Source organism: Dyella sp., from assembly GCF_036746095.1.
Lineage (GTDB): Bacteria > Pseudomonadota > Gammaproteobacteria > Xanthomonadales > Rhodanobacteraceae > Dyella_B.
Genome location: NZ_DAIOEU010000085.1, coordinates 1 through 16,010 on the forward strand (window position 1 = coordinate 1; position 16,010 = coordinate 16,010).

General features: G+C 61.8%; 19 protein-coding genes and 1 pseudogene. 6 read left to right on the forward strand and 14 right to left on the reverse strand.

Annotated features, from left to right (window positions below; translation table 11 throughout):
• Together V7M64_RS20850 and arsC are read left to right on the forward strand one after the other, a co-directional pair.
• Positions 1-810, forward strand: a pseudogene (locus V7M64_RS20850) (pseudouridine synthase); the annotation flags it as partial.
• A gap of 5 nt (positions 811-815) precedes the next feature.
• Positions 816-1,163, forward strand: coding sequence for an arsenate reductase (glutaredoxin) (arsC, locus tag V7M64_RS20855; protein WP_333681950.1), 348 nt, complete (start codon positions 816-818; stop codon positions 1,161-1,163).
• A 38-nt stretch (positions 1,164-1,201) separates the two neighbouring features.
• On the opposite strand, the gene V7M64_RS20860 is transcribed toward arsC, so the two are convergent.
• From V7M64_RS20860 to rlmE, 5 genes are all read right to left on the reverse strand, one after another.
• Positions 1,202-1,921, reverse strand: coding sequence for an AraC family transcriptional regulator (locus tag V7M64_RS20860; RefSeq protein ID WP_333681952.1), 720 nt, complete (start codon positions 1,919-1,921; stop codon positions 1,202-1,204).
• 236 nt (positions 1,922-2,157) lie between these two features.
• Positions 2,158-2,652, reverse strand: coding sequence for a DUF1330 domain-containing protein (locus V7M64_RS20865; protein WP_333681953.1), 495 nt, complete (start codon positions 2,650-2,652; stop codon positions 2,158-2,160).
• Positions 2,612-3,208 (reverse strand): DUF2239 family protein, encoded by a 597-nt coding sequence (locus V7M64_RS20870; protein ID WP_333681955.1) that lies wholly within the window; start codon positions 3,206-3,208, stop codon positions 2,612-2,614. Before V7M64_RS20870 ends, V7M64_RS20865 begins: the two co-directional genes overlap by 41 nt.
• Positions 3,209-3,337: 129 nt before the next feature.
• Positions 3,338-5,272, reverse strand: coding sequence for an ATP-dependent zinc metalloprotease FtsH (ftsH, locus tag V7M64_RS20875; RefSeq protein ID WP_333681956.1), 1,935 nt, complete (start codon positions 5,270-5,272; stop codon positions 3,338-3,340).
• Positions 5,269-5,919, reverse strand: coding sequence for a 23S rRNA (uridine(2552)-2'-O)-methyltransferase RlmE (rlmE, locus tag V7M64_RS20880; protein WP_324145677.1), 651 nt, complete (start codon positions 5,917-5,919; stop codon positions 5,269-5,271). The genes ftsH and rlmE overlap by 4 nt, the downstream gene beginning before the upstream one ends.
• A gap of 80 nt (positions 5,920-5,999) precedes the next feature.
• On the opposite strand from rlmE, the gene yhbY reads away from it, so the two are divergent.
• Both yhbY and V7M64_RS20890 read left to right on the forward strand, forming a co-directional pair.
• Positions 6,000-6,296 carry a ribosome assembly RNA-binding protein YhbY gene (gene yhbY, locus V7M64_RS20885; RefSeq protein WP_333681959.1) on the forward strand — a complete coding sequence of 99 codons (297 nt, stop codon included), beginning with the start codon at positions 6,000-6,002 and terminating at the stop codon, positions 6,294-6,296.
• Positions 6,297-6,306: 10 nt separating this feature from the next.
• Complete coding sequence (locus tag V7M64_RS20890; RefSeq protein ID WP_333681960.1) at positions 6,307-6,684, forward strand: Mth938-like domain-containing protein; 378 nt, start codon at positions 6,307-6,309, stop codon at positions 6,682-6,684.
• A 144-nt stretch (positions 6,685-6,828) separates the two neighbouring features.
• Here V7M64_RS20890 and V7M64_RS20895 read toward each other — a convergent pair whose 3' ends face one another.
• The 4 genes from V7M64_RS20895 to surE are packed head-to-tail and all read right to left on the reverse strand — an operon-like array spanning position 6,829 to position 9,902.
• Complete coding sequence (locus tag V7M64_RS20895) at positions 6,829-7,761, reverse strand: peptidoglycan DD-metalloendopeptidase family protein (protein WP_333681962.1); 933 nt, start codon at positions 7,759-7,761, stop codon at positions 6,829-6,831.
• A 52-nt stretch (positions 7,762-7,813) separates the two neighbouring features.
• A complete protein-coding gene (locus tag V7M64_RS20900; protein WP_333681964.1) occupies positions 7,814-8,422 on the reverse strand; it encodes a VTT domain-containing protein in 609 nt (202 codons plus the stop codon).
• Positions 8,422-9,072, reverse strand: coding sequence for a protein-L-isoaspartate(D-aspartate) O-methyltransferase (locus V7M64_RS20905; RefSeq protein ID WP_333681966.1), 651 nt, complete (start codon positions 9,070-9,072; stop codon positions 8,422-8,424). The genes V7M64_RS20900 and V7M64_RS20905 overlap by 1 nt, the downstream gene beginning before the upstream one ends.
• 38 nt (positions 9,073-9,110) lie before the next feature.
• Complete coding sequence (gene surE, locus V7M64_RS20910; RefSeq protein WP_333681979.1) at positions 9,111-9,902, reverse strand: 5'/3'-nucleotidase SurE; 792 nt, start codon at positions 9,900-9,902, stop codon at positions 9,111-9,113.
• A 158-nt stretch (positions 9,903-10,060) separates the two neighbouring features.
• Between surE and V7M64_RS20915 the strand changes: the two genes are divergently transcribed.
• Entirely contained in the window at positions 10,061-10,606 is a 546-nt protein-coding gene (locus V7M64_RS20915) for a Smr/MutS family protein (protein WP_333681968.1), read from the forward strand.
• A gap of 9 nt (positions 10,607-10,615) precedes the next feature.
• Positions 10,616-11,002, forward strand: a complete 387-nt coding sequence (locus tag V7M64_RS20920) for a gamma-glutamylcyclotransferase family protein (RefSeq protein WP_333681970.1) — start codon at positions 10,616-10,618, stop codon at positions 11,000-11,002.
• Here the strand turns inward: V7M64_RS20920 and truD are convergent.
• The 5 genes from truD to V7M64_RS20945 form a co-directional block, all read right to left on the reverse strand.
• The gene (truD, locus tag V7M64_RS20925; protein WP_333681971.1) at positions 10,999-12,021 is read right to left on the reverse strand and encodes a tRNA pseudouridine(13) synthase TruD; all 1,023 of its coding nucleotides are present in this window, start codon (positions 12,019-12,021) and stop codon (positions 10,999-11,001) included. The genes V7M64_RS20920 and truD overlap by 4 nt on opposite strands.
• 96 nt (positions 12,022-12,117) lie before the next feature.
• A complete protein-coding gene (ftsB, locus tag V7M64_RS20930) occupies positions 12,118-12,444 on the reverse strand; it encodes a cell division protein FtsB (RefSeq protein ID WP_333681973.1) in 327 nt (108 codons plus the stop codon).
• Between the two features lie 20 nt (positions 12,445-12,464).
• On the reverse strand, positions 12,465-13,763 hold the full coding sequence (gene eno, locus V7M64_RS20935; protein ID WP_333681975.1) for a phosphopyruvate hydratase: 1,299 nt from the start codon (positions 13,761-13,763) through the stop codon (positions 12,465-12,467).
• 92 nt (positions 13,764-13,855) lie between these two features.
• Positions 13,856-14,689 carry a 3-deoxy-8-phosphooctulonate synthase gene (kdsA, locus tag V7M64_RS20940; RefSeq protein ID WP_333681976.1) on the reverse strand — a complete coding sequence of 278 codons (834 nt, stop codon included), beginning with the start codon at positions 14,687-14,689 and terminating at the stop codon, positions 13,856-13,858.
• The coding region (locus tag V7M64_RS20945; RefSeq protein WP_333681978.1) for a CTP synthase at positions 14,686-16,010 on the reverse strand (1,325 nt) is incomplete at its 5' end. The genes V7M64_RS20945 and kdsA, both read right to left, overlap by 4 nt.

Here is a 16,010-nt window from a genome sequence, read left to right on the forward strand (position 1 = left end):
CGCTTCGACGAAATCGCCGTCATCAGCCGCGGCGGCAGCCATAGCTGGTTCCGCGTGGTGATCCGCGAAGGCCGCAACCGCGAAGTGCGTCGCCTGTGGGATTCGCAAGGTTTCCTGGTCAGCCGCCTCAAGCGCATCCGCTATGGCAGCATTGAACTGCCGCGCATGCTGCGTCGCGGTGATTGCGAAGCGCTGAGCGAAGATTCCGTAAAAGACCTGCGCAAGACCGCTGGCCTCGGCGCACCGCAACCGGTACTGACGCTGAGCCCCGTGCTGCACCAGCGTCGCGCACCGCGCAACGTGGTCGAATATCGCCCTGAAAAGAGCGGTACCGCAGCATGGAGCGGCGGCTATCACGACGAAGCACGCGAATTGCGTGCTTTCGACCGCATCCGCGAAGAACCCGTACGTGGCAAGCAACAGAAGCGCCGCAATCCGAACCGCGAAGTGAATGGCAACGTCGCCACCCCGGAGCGCCAGAACAAGGTGCGCAAGAAGAAGCGCGGCATCGGCCCTGGACAGGAGCTACCGCCTGCACGCACCTGGTTTGCCGGCGAAAATCGCGAAGGTGGACGCGGCCACGGTGGTGGTAGCGGTGGTGGCCAGGCGCACGGCAATCGTCGCGGCGGCGCTGGCACCGGGAGTGGCTCAAATCCCTACGGCGGTTTCAACGCCGGTGGCAACACCAATCGCAACAACCGCGGCGCTCGTCCTGGCGGCAATCGCCCCGCCGGCGGCCCGGGCGGCCGCCCGCAGCGGGGCAATCGCCCGCAAGGGCAGGGTGGTGGCAATCGGTCCGGCAACCGCTAACCGCCGTGATCCGCATCTACCACAACAACCGCTGCTCAAAATCGCGCGGTGCGCTTGCCTTGCTCGAACAGCAGGGCAAGCCATTCGAAGTCGTCCACTATCTAGAAACACCACCCACCATTGCCGAGTTGAAAACGTTGCTATCCCAGCTCGGCATCGCGGCGCGACAGTTGCTGCGTACGGGCGAGGATGAATATCGCCAGTTGAAGCTCGACGATCCGTCGCTGGACGAGCAGACGCTTATCGCCGCGATGTCGAAGCATCCGCGCCTGATCGAACGACCCATCGTGGTCGCCAACGGCAAAGCGGTGATCGGGCGTCCACCGGAAAGAGTGCTGGATATCCTCTCGTAGAATATTGAAAGCGGGAAGGTTGGAGTTTGCGCTCCAACTTACGCCGGCATCACGCCTTCCTGCTCCTGCGCCAGCGCACGGTACGCCCGCGGCGTCATTCCCACCGTCGCCTTGAACTGTCGCGCAAAGGCGCTTTGATCGACGAATCCACATGCCACGCCGATGGAAGCGACGCTGTCGTCGGTGTGCAGCATCCGCATCGCCGCCTCGATGCGTAGCTTGGTCAATACCTGTTGCGGCGTAAGCTGAAAAACGCGGCGGAAATGCCGCTCGAATTGCGCGATCGAAAGCTCGGCCTGTTCGGCCAACGATTGAATGCGCACGCCGTCACCGTAGTGCTCCTGCATGTAAGCGAGCACACGCTTCAAGCGATCGTAGATGGGGTGGCGCCCGTCCGGCAGGCCAAGATCGCGTGAAATACCGACCACACCACAGATTCGACCTCGCACGCGCAGGGGACGCTTGCAGGTCAAACACCATCCTGGCGCGCGATTGGCGAAGATGTGCACTTCCAATTGGTTCTCGATGATCTCGCCGTTCAACACGCGTCGATCCTGCACGGCATACGAACCGCCCATCGCACTTGGGAACAACTCGGTGACGTCCTTGCCGATCACCTCACCGCGCTGCTTGAGGCCAAGCCGGCGCACCAGCGTGAGATTGGCGTGCGTGTAACGCCCCTCCATGTCTTTCACAAAGAAGACGACGTCCGGAAGGACGTCGAACAAGGGCTCCAACTCATCGGCGGAAATCTTCATGGCGACAAGAGGCCGGCTGATTAAGGATGATAACGTCCAGCTGCACGATCGTGCAGTCCGATACTGCATCTTAAGGGTTATCTCGTATATGGATGCAAGTGCCCTTCCACGATTGTGCCGCAGCGTAGCAGACGCATTGTGCATAATTCCGCATTCAAAGCTATCAAGCCTATCTAAAATCTGGTCGGTTTCGTTTTGCGCACAGCTTGGGTGCAAGCCTCATAAGGCAGGGCAGCCTACAGCACGATGATCGACTGCATAACTTCCGACAAAGGCAGCAAACGCGAATCTTCGAGTGCTGCCGTGCGATGCCCGATGCCGGCCAAATAGGCTTCGTGCGACGCAAAAGCAAAAAACGATCCGACACTCTGCTGTCGTACCAGCATCACCATATCCCAGCGTTCTTCCGGTGGTCCGATCAAGAAAGCACCGCCGTTGCCAAGGAATAGCAGGTCACCACCGCGCTCACGCAAATACGGCAGCGCGTGCTCGATATAGCGCAGAAACGCTTCGGCGCCGTGGATGGGTCTGGGCGGTGCCAATTCAGGCTTGGCGGAATAATCGGCCAGGTTGCGAAAGCGCAGCAGGTTGAGCATCACGACGCTTCCCTGGATCTGACGCGCAGCAAACGCGCGCCCGGCTTCCCATGTTGGTTCCAGATAACAGGTCACAGCAGCACCTTCTTTCGCATCAAGGCTCAAAGGCGAGCCGCATGGCGTGAGCGCGTACATCAGCAGGCCATGCGGCGATCAACTCGGCAAACTTTGCCGCGTCGTTCGCAAACAGAGCACGTGTGGCTTCTTCAAAGCCAGACATATCGCCAGCCATCGCCAACATGAATTGGTAGGCACGTTCCTGATTTGCACGCGCTTTGTCGCGTTCGGCGTGGGTGCGGCGCGCCTCCTCCACCAGCTTGCGCAGCACCACCGAGGGACCGCCTGGCTGCCCAGCCAGCCACTCCCAATGCCGTGGCAGCAACGTGACCTCGCGTGCCACTACGCCGAGTTTAGGGCGACCCCGACCCCGGGGAACTTCGGAAGCCGCTTCGGGTTCGCTCTCCTCACCGGCAGGTGCCGGCGCATAACGAGCAAGCACGTCGTCGTCACTGCCGCGTGTATCGATATCGATGGCGCGACCGGTGCTGTCGTCGAAGATCAGGTTGGGCTTGGTGTTGTCGCGTTCGATAGCCAGTTTGGCCGCCAGCGCAACGACGTGAAGCGGCCCGGATGCCAGGCGGCGGTGGCCCTGGAAGCTGGTGTAGGAAATGGGTGGCGTGGGGTAGGTCATGGCGGCTCCTGTGGGAAGCGCAAATAATACCCGGATAAAAATATCACCTGCAATATCACCCGGATAAAAATCCTCTACCAACAAAAAGGCCGCCCATTGGACGGCCTTCTCGTTTCCACCTATGCGGTTTTAGATCCGGCTTTGCGTCGCCGGATCACCCACCTTGGCCCCGGCATCGCTGCGTGGCGGCGGTGGCGGCACCGAACTCGACGGCGTGGTCTTGGACCAATCCGCCGGCGGCCCCGGTATGCGGCCGGCCATGATGTCGTCGATCTGGCGCGCATCGATCGTTTCGTATTGCAGCAGCGCATCGGCCATCATGTGCAGCTTTTCGATGTTCTCGGTCAGCAACTGCTTGCTGCGGCCGTATGCACGGTCGAGGATGTCGCGCACCACTTCGTCGATCTTGCGCGCGGTTTCGTTGGAGACATTCTTATGCTGCGTCACCGAGCGGCCGAGGAACACTTCATCTTCTTCTTCGCCGTACGTCACCGGGCCAAGCTCGTTCGAAAGGCCCCACTTGGTGACCATGTTGCGCGCCATCTTGGTCGCGCGCTCGATGTCGTTCGAGGCACCGGTAGTGACCTTGTCGGTGCCGAAGATCAGCTCTTCGGCGACGCGGCCACCATACAGCGAGCACAGCTGCGACTCGATCGCCGTCTTGTTCATGCTGTATTTGTCGCCTTCCGGCAGATACATCGTCACGCCCAGCGCACGGCCACGCGGAATGATCGTCACCTTGTAGACCGGGTCGTGCTCGGGCACCAGGCGACCGACAATGGCATGGCCGGCTTCGTGATAGGCGGTGAGCTTCTTTTCGTCCTCGCTCATCGCCATCGAGCGGCGCTCGGTACCCATCAGGATCTTGTCGCGCGCCTTGTCCAGATGGGTCATGCGCACTTCACGGGCGTTCTCGCGTGCCGCGAACAACGCAGCCTCGTTGACGAGATTGGCCAGGTCAGCGCCAGAGAAACCCGGCGTGCCGCGCGCAATCACCATCGCGTCCACGTCAGAGGCGACCGGCACTTTGCGCATATGTACTTTGAGGATCTGCTCACGGCCCTTCACGTCCGGCAGGCCTACCACCACCTGGCGATCGAAGCGGCCCGGACGCAACAGTGCCGGATCGAGCACATCCGGACGGTTGGTGGCAGCGATGACGATGATGCCCTCGGTACCTTCGAAGCCGTCCATTTCCACCAGCAACTGGTTGAGCGTCTGCTCGCGCTCATCGTGGCCACCGCCGAGGCCGGCGCCGCGATGACGACCCACCGCATCGATTTCGTCGATGAAGATGATGCACGGTGCATGCTTCTTGGCCTGGTCGAACATATCGCGTACGCGCGAGGCGCCCACGCCGACGAACATTTCGACGAAGTCGGAACCGGAGATCGAGAAGAACGGCACCTTGGCCTCGCCAGCGATCGCCTTGGCGAGGAGGGTCTTGCCGGTACCGGGCGGGCCCACCATCAGCACGCCGCGCGGAATCTTGCCGCCGAGGCGCTGGAACTTGCCCGGATCGCGCAGGAATTCGACCAGTTCGCCCACTTCTTCCTTGGCTTCGTCGCAGCCGGCAACGTCGCTGAAGTTGACCTTGACCTGGTCCTCACCCTGAAGCTTGGCGCGCGAGCGGCCAAAGCTCATCGCCCCGCGGCCACCACCGCCCTGCTGCATCTGGCGCATGAACCAGATGAATACACCGACGATCAGGATGACCGGCAACCAGTTCACCAACAGGCCGATCAGCGAAAAGCCGGTGCCGGAATCCTGGGTGACGGTGACGTTCTTGTCCTGCATCTGCTTCACCACCGAATTGGTGGAGAAGCCAAGCACCGGCGCGACCGTGCGGTAGTTGCTGCCGTCTTTCAGCTTGCCGTTGATGGTGGCCGGGTTCTCGGCACTGATATTGGCGGTGGCGACGTTGCCGCTATCCACACTCTGCACGAAGCTGCTGTATGGCAGGTCCGAAGAGGCGCCACCGTGCGGGTTGAAGCTCTGGAACACGGTGATCAATACCACCGCGATCACCAGCCAGAGCAACAAAGTTTTCCATGTCTCATTCATGCGCGGTTCTCGCCAGTTTGCCGGCCGCCGGACTTGAATCCGGTGGCCAGCGCGTACACCTCACGCGAACGCGCGCGTGAGGCCTTGGGTTTACGCATACTTACGCGCGAGAACTCGGCGCGCAAGGTACGCAAGTAATCATCGAAGCCTGTTCCCTGGAACAACTTGATTAGAAAGGCTCCGCCTGGTTTCAGCCAGTGTCTGGAGAAATCAAGCGCCAGTTCCGCCAGATCCATTGCCCGGATCTGATCGGCCAGTGCCACGCCACTCATATTGGGGGCCATGTCCGACAGCACAAGATCGAGCTTCTGGCCGTCCAGGCGCTGTTCCAATGCTCTCAAAACGCTTTCTTCACGGAAGTCGCCCTGCAGGAAATCGACGCCGGCAATACCTTGCATCGGCAGGATATCCAGCGCCACCACAGTACCACTATCCCCCAGGCGCTGCCGGACGAACTGCGACCAGCCACCGGGGGCCGCGCCCAGGTCGACCACGCGCATGCCCGGCTTTAGCAGTTGATCGCGCTCGACCAGTTCTTCCAGTTTGAAGACGGCACGCGAACGCAGGCCTTCGGCCTGGGCTTTCTTTACGTAGACATCGTCGAAGTGCTCCCGCAGCCAGCGGGAACTGCTCTTGCTGCGAGGCATGGGTCGGCAGAATGGACCGGGAACAGAGGGTGGACATGATACCCTTTACGGCTACCTTGCAGTGCATCGAGACTGAACGCATGTCCCTATCTCCTTCACAGAAGCGCTATCTGCGCAGCCTCGCCCACGACCTCCATCCGGTGATCCTGCTGGGCGCCAAGGGCGCTACCGGGGCGGTGGTGAAGGAGCTGGATCTCGCCCTGTCGCACCACGAGCTGGTGAAAGTGAAACTCTCCGGCGGCGACAAGGAAGAACGCGAGGCGCAAATCCAGACCCTGCTCGACGGCACCAGCGCGGAAAGCGTGCAGCAGATCGGCCACGTGGTGGTGCTGTTCCGGCGCAACGAGGACGATCCCCGGCTGGCGCTGCCCCGCTGAGGAGGCTGTCATGGATCTCTCGCTGGACCGCCATGGCGATTACCTGTTCGTCCGCCGCGTCACCGAGCGCAGCATCACGGTGGTCGATCGCGAATTGACCGCCAGCTTTCTGCTCTCGCCGAAACGGGCGGTGGAGCAATGGCCGGTTACCCAGGCACAGGCGCTGACCGGCGATCACGTCGAGGCCGTGCTCGACCTGAAACCCGAGGTGGTGCTGCTCGGCACCGGCATCCGCCAGCAATTCCCGCCGGCCGTTTTCATGGCCGGTTTTCTGCGCAAGGGCATCGGCATCGAAGTGATGGACAATGCGGCGGCGGCGCGTACCTACGACCTGCTCGCCAGCGAAGGGCGGCGCGTGGTGGCCGCCTTCATTCTTCCCGCGGCCTGAACATTCTCTGCGCTATACAGCGAGAGGGTTTGGGTGAGGGGCCAATCTTGGCAAAAGCTCTATCTAGCCTAGACGCGCCGAAAGCAGCTTCATAACCAGATTGCCCCCTCACCCTAACCCACTCCCGCAAGGGGAATGGCCCACCTAACGCGACGGCAGATAGTCCAGCGGATCGACCGGATTGCCATCCTTGCGAATCTGGAACTGCAGTTCGTCGCGCGAACTGCCGCTTGAGCCCATTTCGGCAATCTGCTGCCCGGCTTTAACCTGCTGGCCTTCCGTCACCAACCGCTTGCGATTGTGGCCATACGCCGACAGGAAGCTGTCGTTGTGCTTGATGATGATCAGCTCACCGTAGCCCACCAGGCCATTGCCGCTGTAGACCACGGTGCCATCCGCGGCGGCAACCACCGGATCGCCCGCCTTGCCGGCGATATCGATACCCGGAATCGCCGCGCTGGCTTGAAAACGGCTGACCACCTGGCCCGATGCCGGCCATCGCCACTTCACGCCGCCTGCGCTACGTGTGCCGCCGCTGGCAGTCACCGGTGCGGTAGCTGCAGCTGCTACGGCCGGCGCTGGATTGCTTGGCGGTGCCGGCGTTGCACTGACCGGCGGTGCGGGATGCGTCACGCCGGCAGGCGCCACAGCGGCCGAGCTTGCATGGGCGGGCAATGGCGCGGCCGCGACCGGCTTTGTTCCCACTATCTCGAACACCGGTGCCGACGACGGCGGGGGTGATGTCTTGGCGACCACCGGCGGCGCGTGCTCGGTTGCCGGTGCCGGACCGCGTCCCGATAACTTCAGCACCTGCCCCGGCCAGATGGTGTACGGCGGCGCGATGTTGTTCAACCTGGCGACTTCGCGGAAATCCGCGCCATTGCGGAACGCGATGGAATAAAGCGTGTCACCTTTTACGACGGTATAGGTACCGGCCTCATGTTGCGCCGGAGCAGGCCGCACACTGCTCGATGCACCAGGCGGCGGCTGCACCACCACCGTGCTGCAACCGGTCATCCATAGAGCTATAGCGGCAAACGAAAACCATCGCATCAATCCATTCATGCGCGTCAGCATAGCGAGGTCGCCAGCAGTTTTCATGCGATCGACACGGAATGATCGCTCATCGTTAATGCTTGAGCGCCCACCAGCCGCCGAGCATCGCCAAGACAGCCAACGCCGCCCAGCCGATCCACTCGATGTTCTTGTGCAGCATCTGTTCGGCACGCTCGCCAAACAGGCGGATCAGCAAGGCCAGCAGCCATACGCGCTTGCCGCGTCCAAGCATGATGCACACCAGGAACGGAATCACCGGTACGCCAACAATGCCGGATGCCCAGGTGACGAATTTCATCGGCACCACCGGCTGGATCGCCGCCAACATCAGCACCAGCAACAGTTCCAGCCAATGCTGGTTCATTTGCGCGCGCAGGCTTTCCACGCCGCGCTCGATCGGCTCGTACAAATGCAATGACTGCAGCAACGGCGTCAGCGCATGAAAGGCCCAGTGGCCCAGCGCATATCCCACCAGCGAACCCAGCAGCGAAAACAGCAGGCTCAGGTTCGCATAGAAGAAAGCACGATGGCGTTTGCCCAGCATCATCGGCGCCAGCATTACCTCCGGCATGACCGGGAAGATGAAGGCCTCGACGAAACTCAAGCCGCACAAGTAATAGACCGCCCGGCGGTCGCGCGCCCATACCAGTACGCGCGCATAAAGCTTTCCGAAGAGCTGCATCAGCCGATACCGCCCAGCAAAGGTACGAAGCTGACGGCTCCCAATTCTTCTTGCATGAAATCGCCCTTTCCATCGCCGCGCATGCGGATCAAGATTTGACTACTGGGGGAACCGACCGGTGCGACCAGCACGCCATCGGGCGCCAGCTGATCGAGAATCTGCGAGGGGATGGCATCGCCCGCCGCCGTGAGGATGATGGCATCGAAAGGCGCTTCCGCCGCCCAGCCCAGCTTGCCGTCGTCGTGACGCGAGCGGATGTTCTCAAGACCAAGCTGGCGAAAGCGTCGACGCGCTTGGCGCAACAATTCCTCGATGCGTTCCACCGTATAGAGCTGCTGCACGAGTTGCGCCAGCACCACGGCCTGGTAGCCGGAACCGGTGCCGATCTCCAGCACCTTTTGCGGCCGGCCGGATTTTGGCTGGAACAGTTCCAGCAGGGCTTCGGTCATGCGGGCCACGACCCAGGGCTGCGAAATGGTCTGACCATGACCGATCGGCAACGCTGTGTTTTCATAGGCGCGCGAGTGCAGCGCCTGGTCGATGAAGTGATGGCGCGGCAAATTGCGCATCACGTCGAGCACGCGCTGGTCGCCGATCCCTTCTTCCTTCAACTTGGCGATGAGCCGGTCGCGCGCACGTTGCGAGGTCATCCCCTCGCCTTTCAATGCAGATGGCGGTAACGGATGAATCATGCGGCCTTACCGTTAGCGTGATCGCTCATGTCTTCACTCAGTGCGCGCACCCAGTTGCCCACTTTCTCCAGCGCCTGGAAGCGCGTCAAATCGACATGAATGGGCGTCACCGAAATATAGCCGCGCCGCACGGCATCGAAATCCGTACCGGGGCCCGCGTCTTCCACATCGCCCGCTGGGCCGATCCACCAGATCGGTCGTCCACGTGGGTCGTCCTGCTGGATGCACGGCGCAGAACGGTGGCGCTTGCCCAGCCGCGTGGTTTCGAAACCGAGGATTTCGTCCCACGGACGATCTGGCACGTTGACGTTGAGGATGGTATCGGCCGGCAGCGGATCCACCAGCAGGCGTTCCGTCAATCGCAACACGGCCTTGGCGGCTGATTCGTAATGCTCGCCCTTATGGTCCTTGCTGACCAGCGACACCGCAATCGCCGGCAAGCCGAGGAAACGCCCTTCCATCGCTGCCGACACGGTGCCCGAGTAAATCACGTCATCGCCGAGATTGGCCGAATTGTTGATGCCGGAGACCACGATATCCGGCTCGTAATCCAACATGCCGGCCAAGGCGAGATGCACGCAATCGGTCGGCGTGCCCACCACGCGGTAGTAGCCGTTGTCCATGCGTGAGACGCGAATCGGCACGTCGAGCGTAAGGGAATTGCTGGCACCGGAGCGATCGCGATCCGGCGCCACCACGGTGACCTGCCCGACCGCGCCGAGACGCTCGGCAAGCACGCGGATACCCGGCGCGTCCACGCCATCGTCATTGGAAACCAGAACTCGCATCATGATCCGTTCAAGGTTGACTACCCGGCATGCGGCCTGAAGACGATCCGCATGCACCCTAGTTTTAGGAGTCTAACCGAGCCGACCGTTTGTTTCACCGGCGATTTTGGCAACCTTCCCTTCACCATCGGCGCGTTGCTTTCGCTACGATGACGTGCATGAAACGCCGCACCCCCGCCATCGTGAGCGACGAGGACAGCCGCCTGTTCCGCGAGGCCATCGGCGAGGTCCGCCAGTTCGAACCCGTCGTCTCGCCGCCCGAACTTCCCAAGCCGGAACCGCATCCCTACATGCTGGAAGCCGACGAAGCCGCCGTACCCGGCGAACTGCTGGACATGGCCTTCGACCCTGGCCTGATGGAAGTGGGCGAGGAACTGAGCTACCTGCGCGACGGTTATCCGCCCAAGCTGCTGCGCCAGCTCAAGCGCGGACAATTCAGCGTGCAGGACGATATCGATCTGCATCAGATGAATGCCGCGGCGGCGCAGGCCACCATCGCCGAATTTCTTGCGCATGCCAACGATCGCGGACTGCGCTGTGTACGCATCGTGCACGGCAAGGGATTGCGATCGAAAGCCGCCGGGCCCGTACTGAAAATCCTGACCGATCGTTTGCTGCGCCGTCGTAATGACGTGATTGCCTTTGCTTCCGCGCGCCCCATGCAAGGCGGGACCGGAGCCGTGGTGGTATTGCTGAAAGGATAGATGGCTTCCATGCCCAAGCTTTTTTCGTACGGCACGCTCCAGCAGGAGAACGTCCAACTCGCGACGTTCGGTCGCCCACTTGCCGGCCAAGCCGATCAGCTGGCCGGTTTCATCCAGTCCGAGATTGAGATCGAGGATCCCGAAGTCGTCCGCACCAGCGGAAAGACCCACCACCCTATGCTGGTTTTCACCAACCAGGCCGAGGATCACGTCAACGGCACGGTATTTGAGATCACCGACGCCGAGCTCGCGCAGGCCGATGCATACGAAGTGGATGACTATAAGCGTGTGGCAGTGATGCTGGCTTCAGGCTTGCAAGCCTGGGCGTATGTAGATGCGCGGCAGGCAATTTCATACGACGCAGAGCCCAGCGTGCCTGCAAGCCAAAACAGCTAAGCGATCAACTCGCGCGCAACGACGGTGGCATACGCGCCAGCGGGCAATTCGAAGCTCAATTCCAGCGTGTTGTCATCCGGCCAATGCCAATGCAAGCCTTTGGGCAGCAGACGCAACGGGCGGCGCTCCTGGTCCATGCGCGCGGCGACAAGCCCGTCCGCCAGGTCGCCAAATACAGCGGCAAGCTCGCGCTCCAATTCACCCGCTGTGCTGTCCGCAGGCGAATCGCCCTGCCCCCACAATGGTCCCGAGGGGTGGATATCGCCCTGCGCCAGGCGTGCCGAAAGCACGTCATCGAAGGCCTCCGGCCCAAACCACGAACGCGAACCGGCCAGCGACCAGATTTCGCCTTCCAAAGGTTTGTCCCAGGCGTCGCGTTCTACGCGCGCAGCCAGCACAGCATTGAAAATATGCGAACGTGCGGCGGAGAGCAGGATGGAACGCTTGTCGCGATCCACGCGGCGACCGGCAAACATGGCTCGCGCCTGCGCCACGTTGCCGCCTTCGCGACCGAAACGTTGTTCGCCGAAATAATTCGGTACGCCACGCGAGGCGATCGCCTGTAACACTGCTTCGGCGCGTGAGCGATCGCCCTGCACATCGCGCAACACCAGCACAAAGCGGTTGCCACGCAAGGCGCCACGCTTGAGCTTGCGCTTATGACGCGTGCTTGAAAGGATTTTTACCTCCCCATGCGGAAAGGCGTGCCAGTCCGGATCGGCCTTGCCAGGCAATTGCACGGTGAAAGCCTGGCGCGTGACAGCGTGGCGATCTTTCAGACCGGCGTAGCCGACATTCATGGGCGACACGCCTGCGAAGCGCGCCAATTCGCGCGCCACCCAATCGGTGTTGGCTTCGCGCTTTTCTACCCATAGGAAGGCGTGTTCGCCTTCGCCGTCAGGTTCGTAGCCGAGAATTTCTTCGACGCGAAAATCTTCTGGGGTACTGCGCAGCGTGGCCGTCAAAGGCGGAACGCCATAGGCGCGAGGGAGTTCCAGATCAAAAGAGCTCATATGCATGTTGCCGTCATTCCCGCGAAAGCGGGAATCCATCTTCGCTTTTCGCATCAGAGCAAAATGGATTCCCGCTTTCGCGGGAATGACGGCAATAAAAGCTCAATTGCCGCTGTTAGTCGCCGAAGTCGCTGGCGCAGCCGCACTCGCCGCCGGCTTCGGCACCACTTGATAGAACGTCTCGCCCGGCTTGATCAAACCTAGTTCACCGCGGGCACGCGCTTCCACCGCTTGCTCGCCATGCTTGAGGTCCGTCACATCCGCAGCAAGCGCCTGGTTGCGCTGGGTGAGCTTGTCGTTTTCGTCCTGCTGCTTTTTTACGGCGGCACGCAAGCTCGTTACCTCGGCCATGCCACCATGGTTGGACCACAGTTCGAGCTGCAGTCCAATCAATATCAACAGCAGGACGAAGGCGACCCAACGCAACATGATTCAGGCGATAACCTCGCTCAACCAGGCAAATGGGAGAGGCTGGGGAACGCGTTGCGGCCTGCGTAGCGAGCATCGGCGCCGAGTGCTTCCTCGATGCGCAGCAGCTGGTTGTACTTGGCGACGCGGTCGGTGCGGCACAACGAACCGGTCTTGATCTGCGTCGCGGTAGTGGCCACGGCGATGTCGGAGATGGTGGTGTCTTCGGTTTCGCCAGAACGATGCGACACGATCGCCGCGTACTTGGCGGCATCGGCCATCGCAATGGCTTCCAGCGTTTCCGACAGCGTGCCGATCTGGTTGACCTTGATCAGGATCGCGTTGGCGATCTTCTTGTCGATGCCTTCGCGGAAGATCGAAGGATTGGTTACGAACAGATCGTCGCCAACCAGCTGCACCTTGCTGCCGATCTTGTCCGTGAGCAGCTTCCACCCGTCCCAGTCGCCTTCGGCCATGCCGTCTTCGATGGTGACGATCGGATACTGCTGCGCCCAGCTCGCCAGCAGATCGACGAACTGCGCCGGCGTGTAGGCCTTGCCCTCGCCTTCCAGGTCGTACTTGCCATCCTTGAAGAACTCGGAGCTGGCAACGTCGAGGCCAAGCAGGATGTCGCTGCCGATCTTGTAGCCGCTCTTGTTCACGGCTTCGAGAATGGTATCGAGCGCTTCGATGTTGGAACGCAGGTTCGGCGCGAAACCGCCTTCGTCGCCCACCGCCGTGTTGAGGCCCTTACCCTTCAGCACGCTCTTCAGTGCATGGAAGATTTCCGTGCCGGCGCGCAGCGCCTCGGAAAAGCTCGGCAAGCCGACCGGCAGCACCATGAACTCCTGCACGTCGACGTTATTGTCGGCGTGCGCACCGCCGTTGATGATGTTCATCATCGGTACCGGCAGCGCGCCCGGCCTGCCGTGCGAGAGGTACTTCCACAACGGCTCGTGGCGCGACGCGGCTACGGCGTGCGCAGCGGCCATGGAAACGCCGAGCAAGGCATTCGCACCGAGGCGGCCCTTGTTCGGCGTGCCATCGAGGTCGATCAGTTTCTTGTCCAGGCCTTTCTGGTCGGCGGCGTCGAAGCCTTTCAACGTGTTGGCGATTTCGCCATTGACGTTGCCCACCGCTTTCTTCACACCCTTGCCGAGATAGCGCGACTTGTCGCCATCGCGCAGCTCCACGGCTTCGCGCGTACCGGTCGATGCGCCGCTCGGCACGGCAGCGCGGCCGAAAGCACCACCGGCCAGCGTTACTTCTGCTTCGAGCGTGGGGTTGCCGCGGGAGTCGAGGATTTCACGGGCGTGAATGCGGGTGATGGCTGTAGTCATGACGTTCCTTGGTGTTTCGACGAAGGTTGGAAAGTAGCGCGTACTTCGAATTTACTGCGTAAGCCGCTCTCTCAAAGGGAGATGGGCGCAATTCAGAGCTGCTGCTCCTGAAAACCATGCCGCTTGGTCACGGCATCCAGTTCGAGCAAGGTCTGCAGCAGCGCTTCCATCTTGCCCAGCGGCCAGGCATTCGGCCCGTCGCTGAGCGCTTTGCTCGGATCCGGATGCGTTTCCGCAAACAAACCGGCGATACCCACGGCGACCGCCGCGCGCGCCAGCACCGGCACGAATTCGCGCTGGCCACCGGAACTGGTGCCCTGGCCGCCCGGCAACTGCACCGAATGGGTCGCGTCGAACACCACCGGGCAGCCGGTTTCGCGCATCACGCTCAAGGAGCGCATGTCGGAAACCAGGTTGTTGTAGCCGAAGCTGGCACCGCGCTCGCAGACCATGATGGCGTCGTTACCGACGGCCTTGGCCTTGTCCACGACGTTCTTCATATCCCAGGGCGCAAGGAACTGGCCTTTCTTGATGTTCACCGGTTTGCCGGCGCGCGCCACGTTCTGGATGAAATCGGTCTGGCGGCACAGGAAGGCCGGCGTCTGCAGCACATCCACCACCGCCGCCACTTCGTTCATCGGCGTGTATTCGTGCACGTCGGTCAGCACCGGCACGCCCACCTGGCGCTTCACTTCGGCAAGGATGCGCAGGCCTTCTTCCATGCCCAGGCCGCGAAAACTGCTGCCCGAGGAACGGTTGGCCTTGTCGTAGCTGGATTTGAAGATGAAGTTGACGCCGAGCCGGCTGGTGATTTCCTTCAGCTTGCCCGCGGTATCAACCTGCAGTTGCTCCGATTCCACCACGCATGGGCCGGCGATCAGGAACAGCGGCTGATCCAGGCCGATTTCGAAACCGCATAACTTCATGCAACCGACTCCTTCGCAGCCAGCTTTTCACCGTCGCGCACCGCCTTGAACTCCCGTGCGGCGCGCACGAAACCGATGAACAGCGGATGGCCGTCACGCGGCGTGGAGGTGAATTCCGGATGCGCCTGGCAGCCGAGGAACCACGGGTGCTGCTGCAGCGGCAGTTCGACGATCTCCACCAGCAGATCGTCCATCGACTTGCCGGAGATCACCATCCCCAGGTCTTCGAATGACTGGCGATAGCGATTGTTGAATTCGTAACGATGGCGATGGCGCTCGCGCACGACGTCCTGGTCGTACAACTGGCGCGCCAGCGTGCCGGCCTTGAGGCGGCATTCCTGCGCACCAAGGCGCATGGTGCCGCCGAGATCGGAGCGCTCAGTACGTTGCTCCACTTCACCGGTCGCCGTGGTCCATTCCGTGATCAATGCAATGACCGGGTTCGGCGTATGGCGGTCGTTTTCGCTGGAATCGGCATCGGGGAGACCCGCCACATTGCGGGCGAAATCCACTACCGCCGCGTGCATGCCGTAGCAGATGCCGAAATACGGCACGCCATGCTCGCGTGCGTACTTGGCGGCCAGGATCTTGCCCTCGAAGCCGCGCTTGCCGAAGCCCCCGGGCACCAGGATGGCGTCGACGCCACCCAGCACCTTGGCTGCACCTTCAGCCTCGATCTGCTCGGAATCGATCCACTTCAGGTTCACGCGCGTCTGCTGCTTGATACCGCCATGCCGCAGCGCCTCGCCCAGGGATTTGTAGGCGTCCTTGTGCTCCACGTATTTGCCGACGATCGCGACGGTGACTTCATCTTTCGGATGCTCGACCGCATCCACCGTCCGCTGCCAGCCCGAAAGATCAGCCGGCTTGGCGTCCAGGCCCATCTTCTTGACGACGATGTCGTCCAGGCCCTGCTGGTGCAGCCACAGTGGTTGCTTGTAGATGATGTCGACGTCGGCAGCGCTGATCACCGCCTGCTCGGGCACGTTGGTGAACAGCGCGATCTTGCGGCGCTCGCTGTCCGGCAGCGGCTGCTCGCAACGGCACAGCAGGATGTCCGGCTGGATACCGATGGAACGCAGTTCCTTCACCGAATGCTGGGTCGGTTTGGTCTTGATCTCGCCGGCAGCCTTGATGTACGGCACCAGGGTCAGGTGCATGAACAGGCACTTTTCCGGGCCGTGCTCGATGCGCAGCTGGCGGATCGCTTCCAGGAAGGGCTGGGATTCGATATCGCCCACCGTGCCGCCGATTTCCACCAGGGCGACGTCGAAGCCGCGGGTGGCCTCGTGGATGCAGTGCTTGATCTCGTCGGTGATGT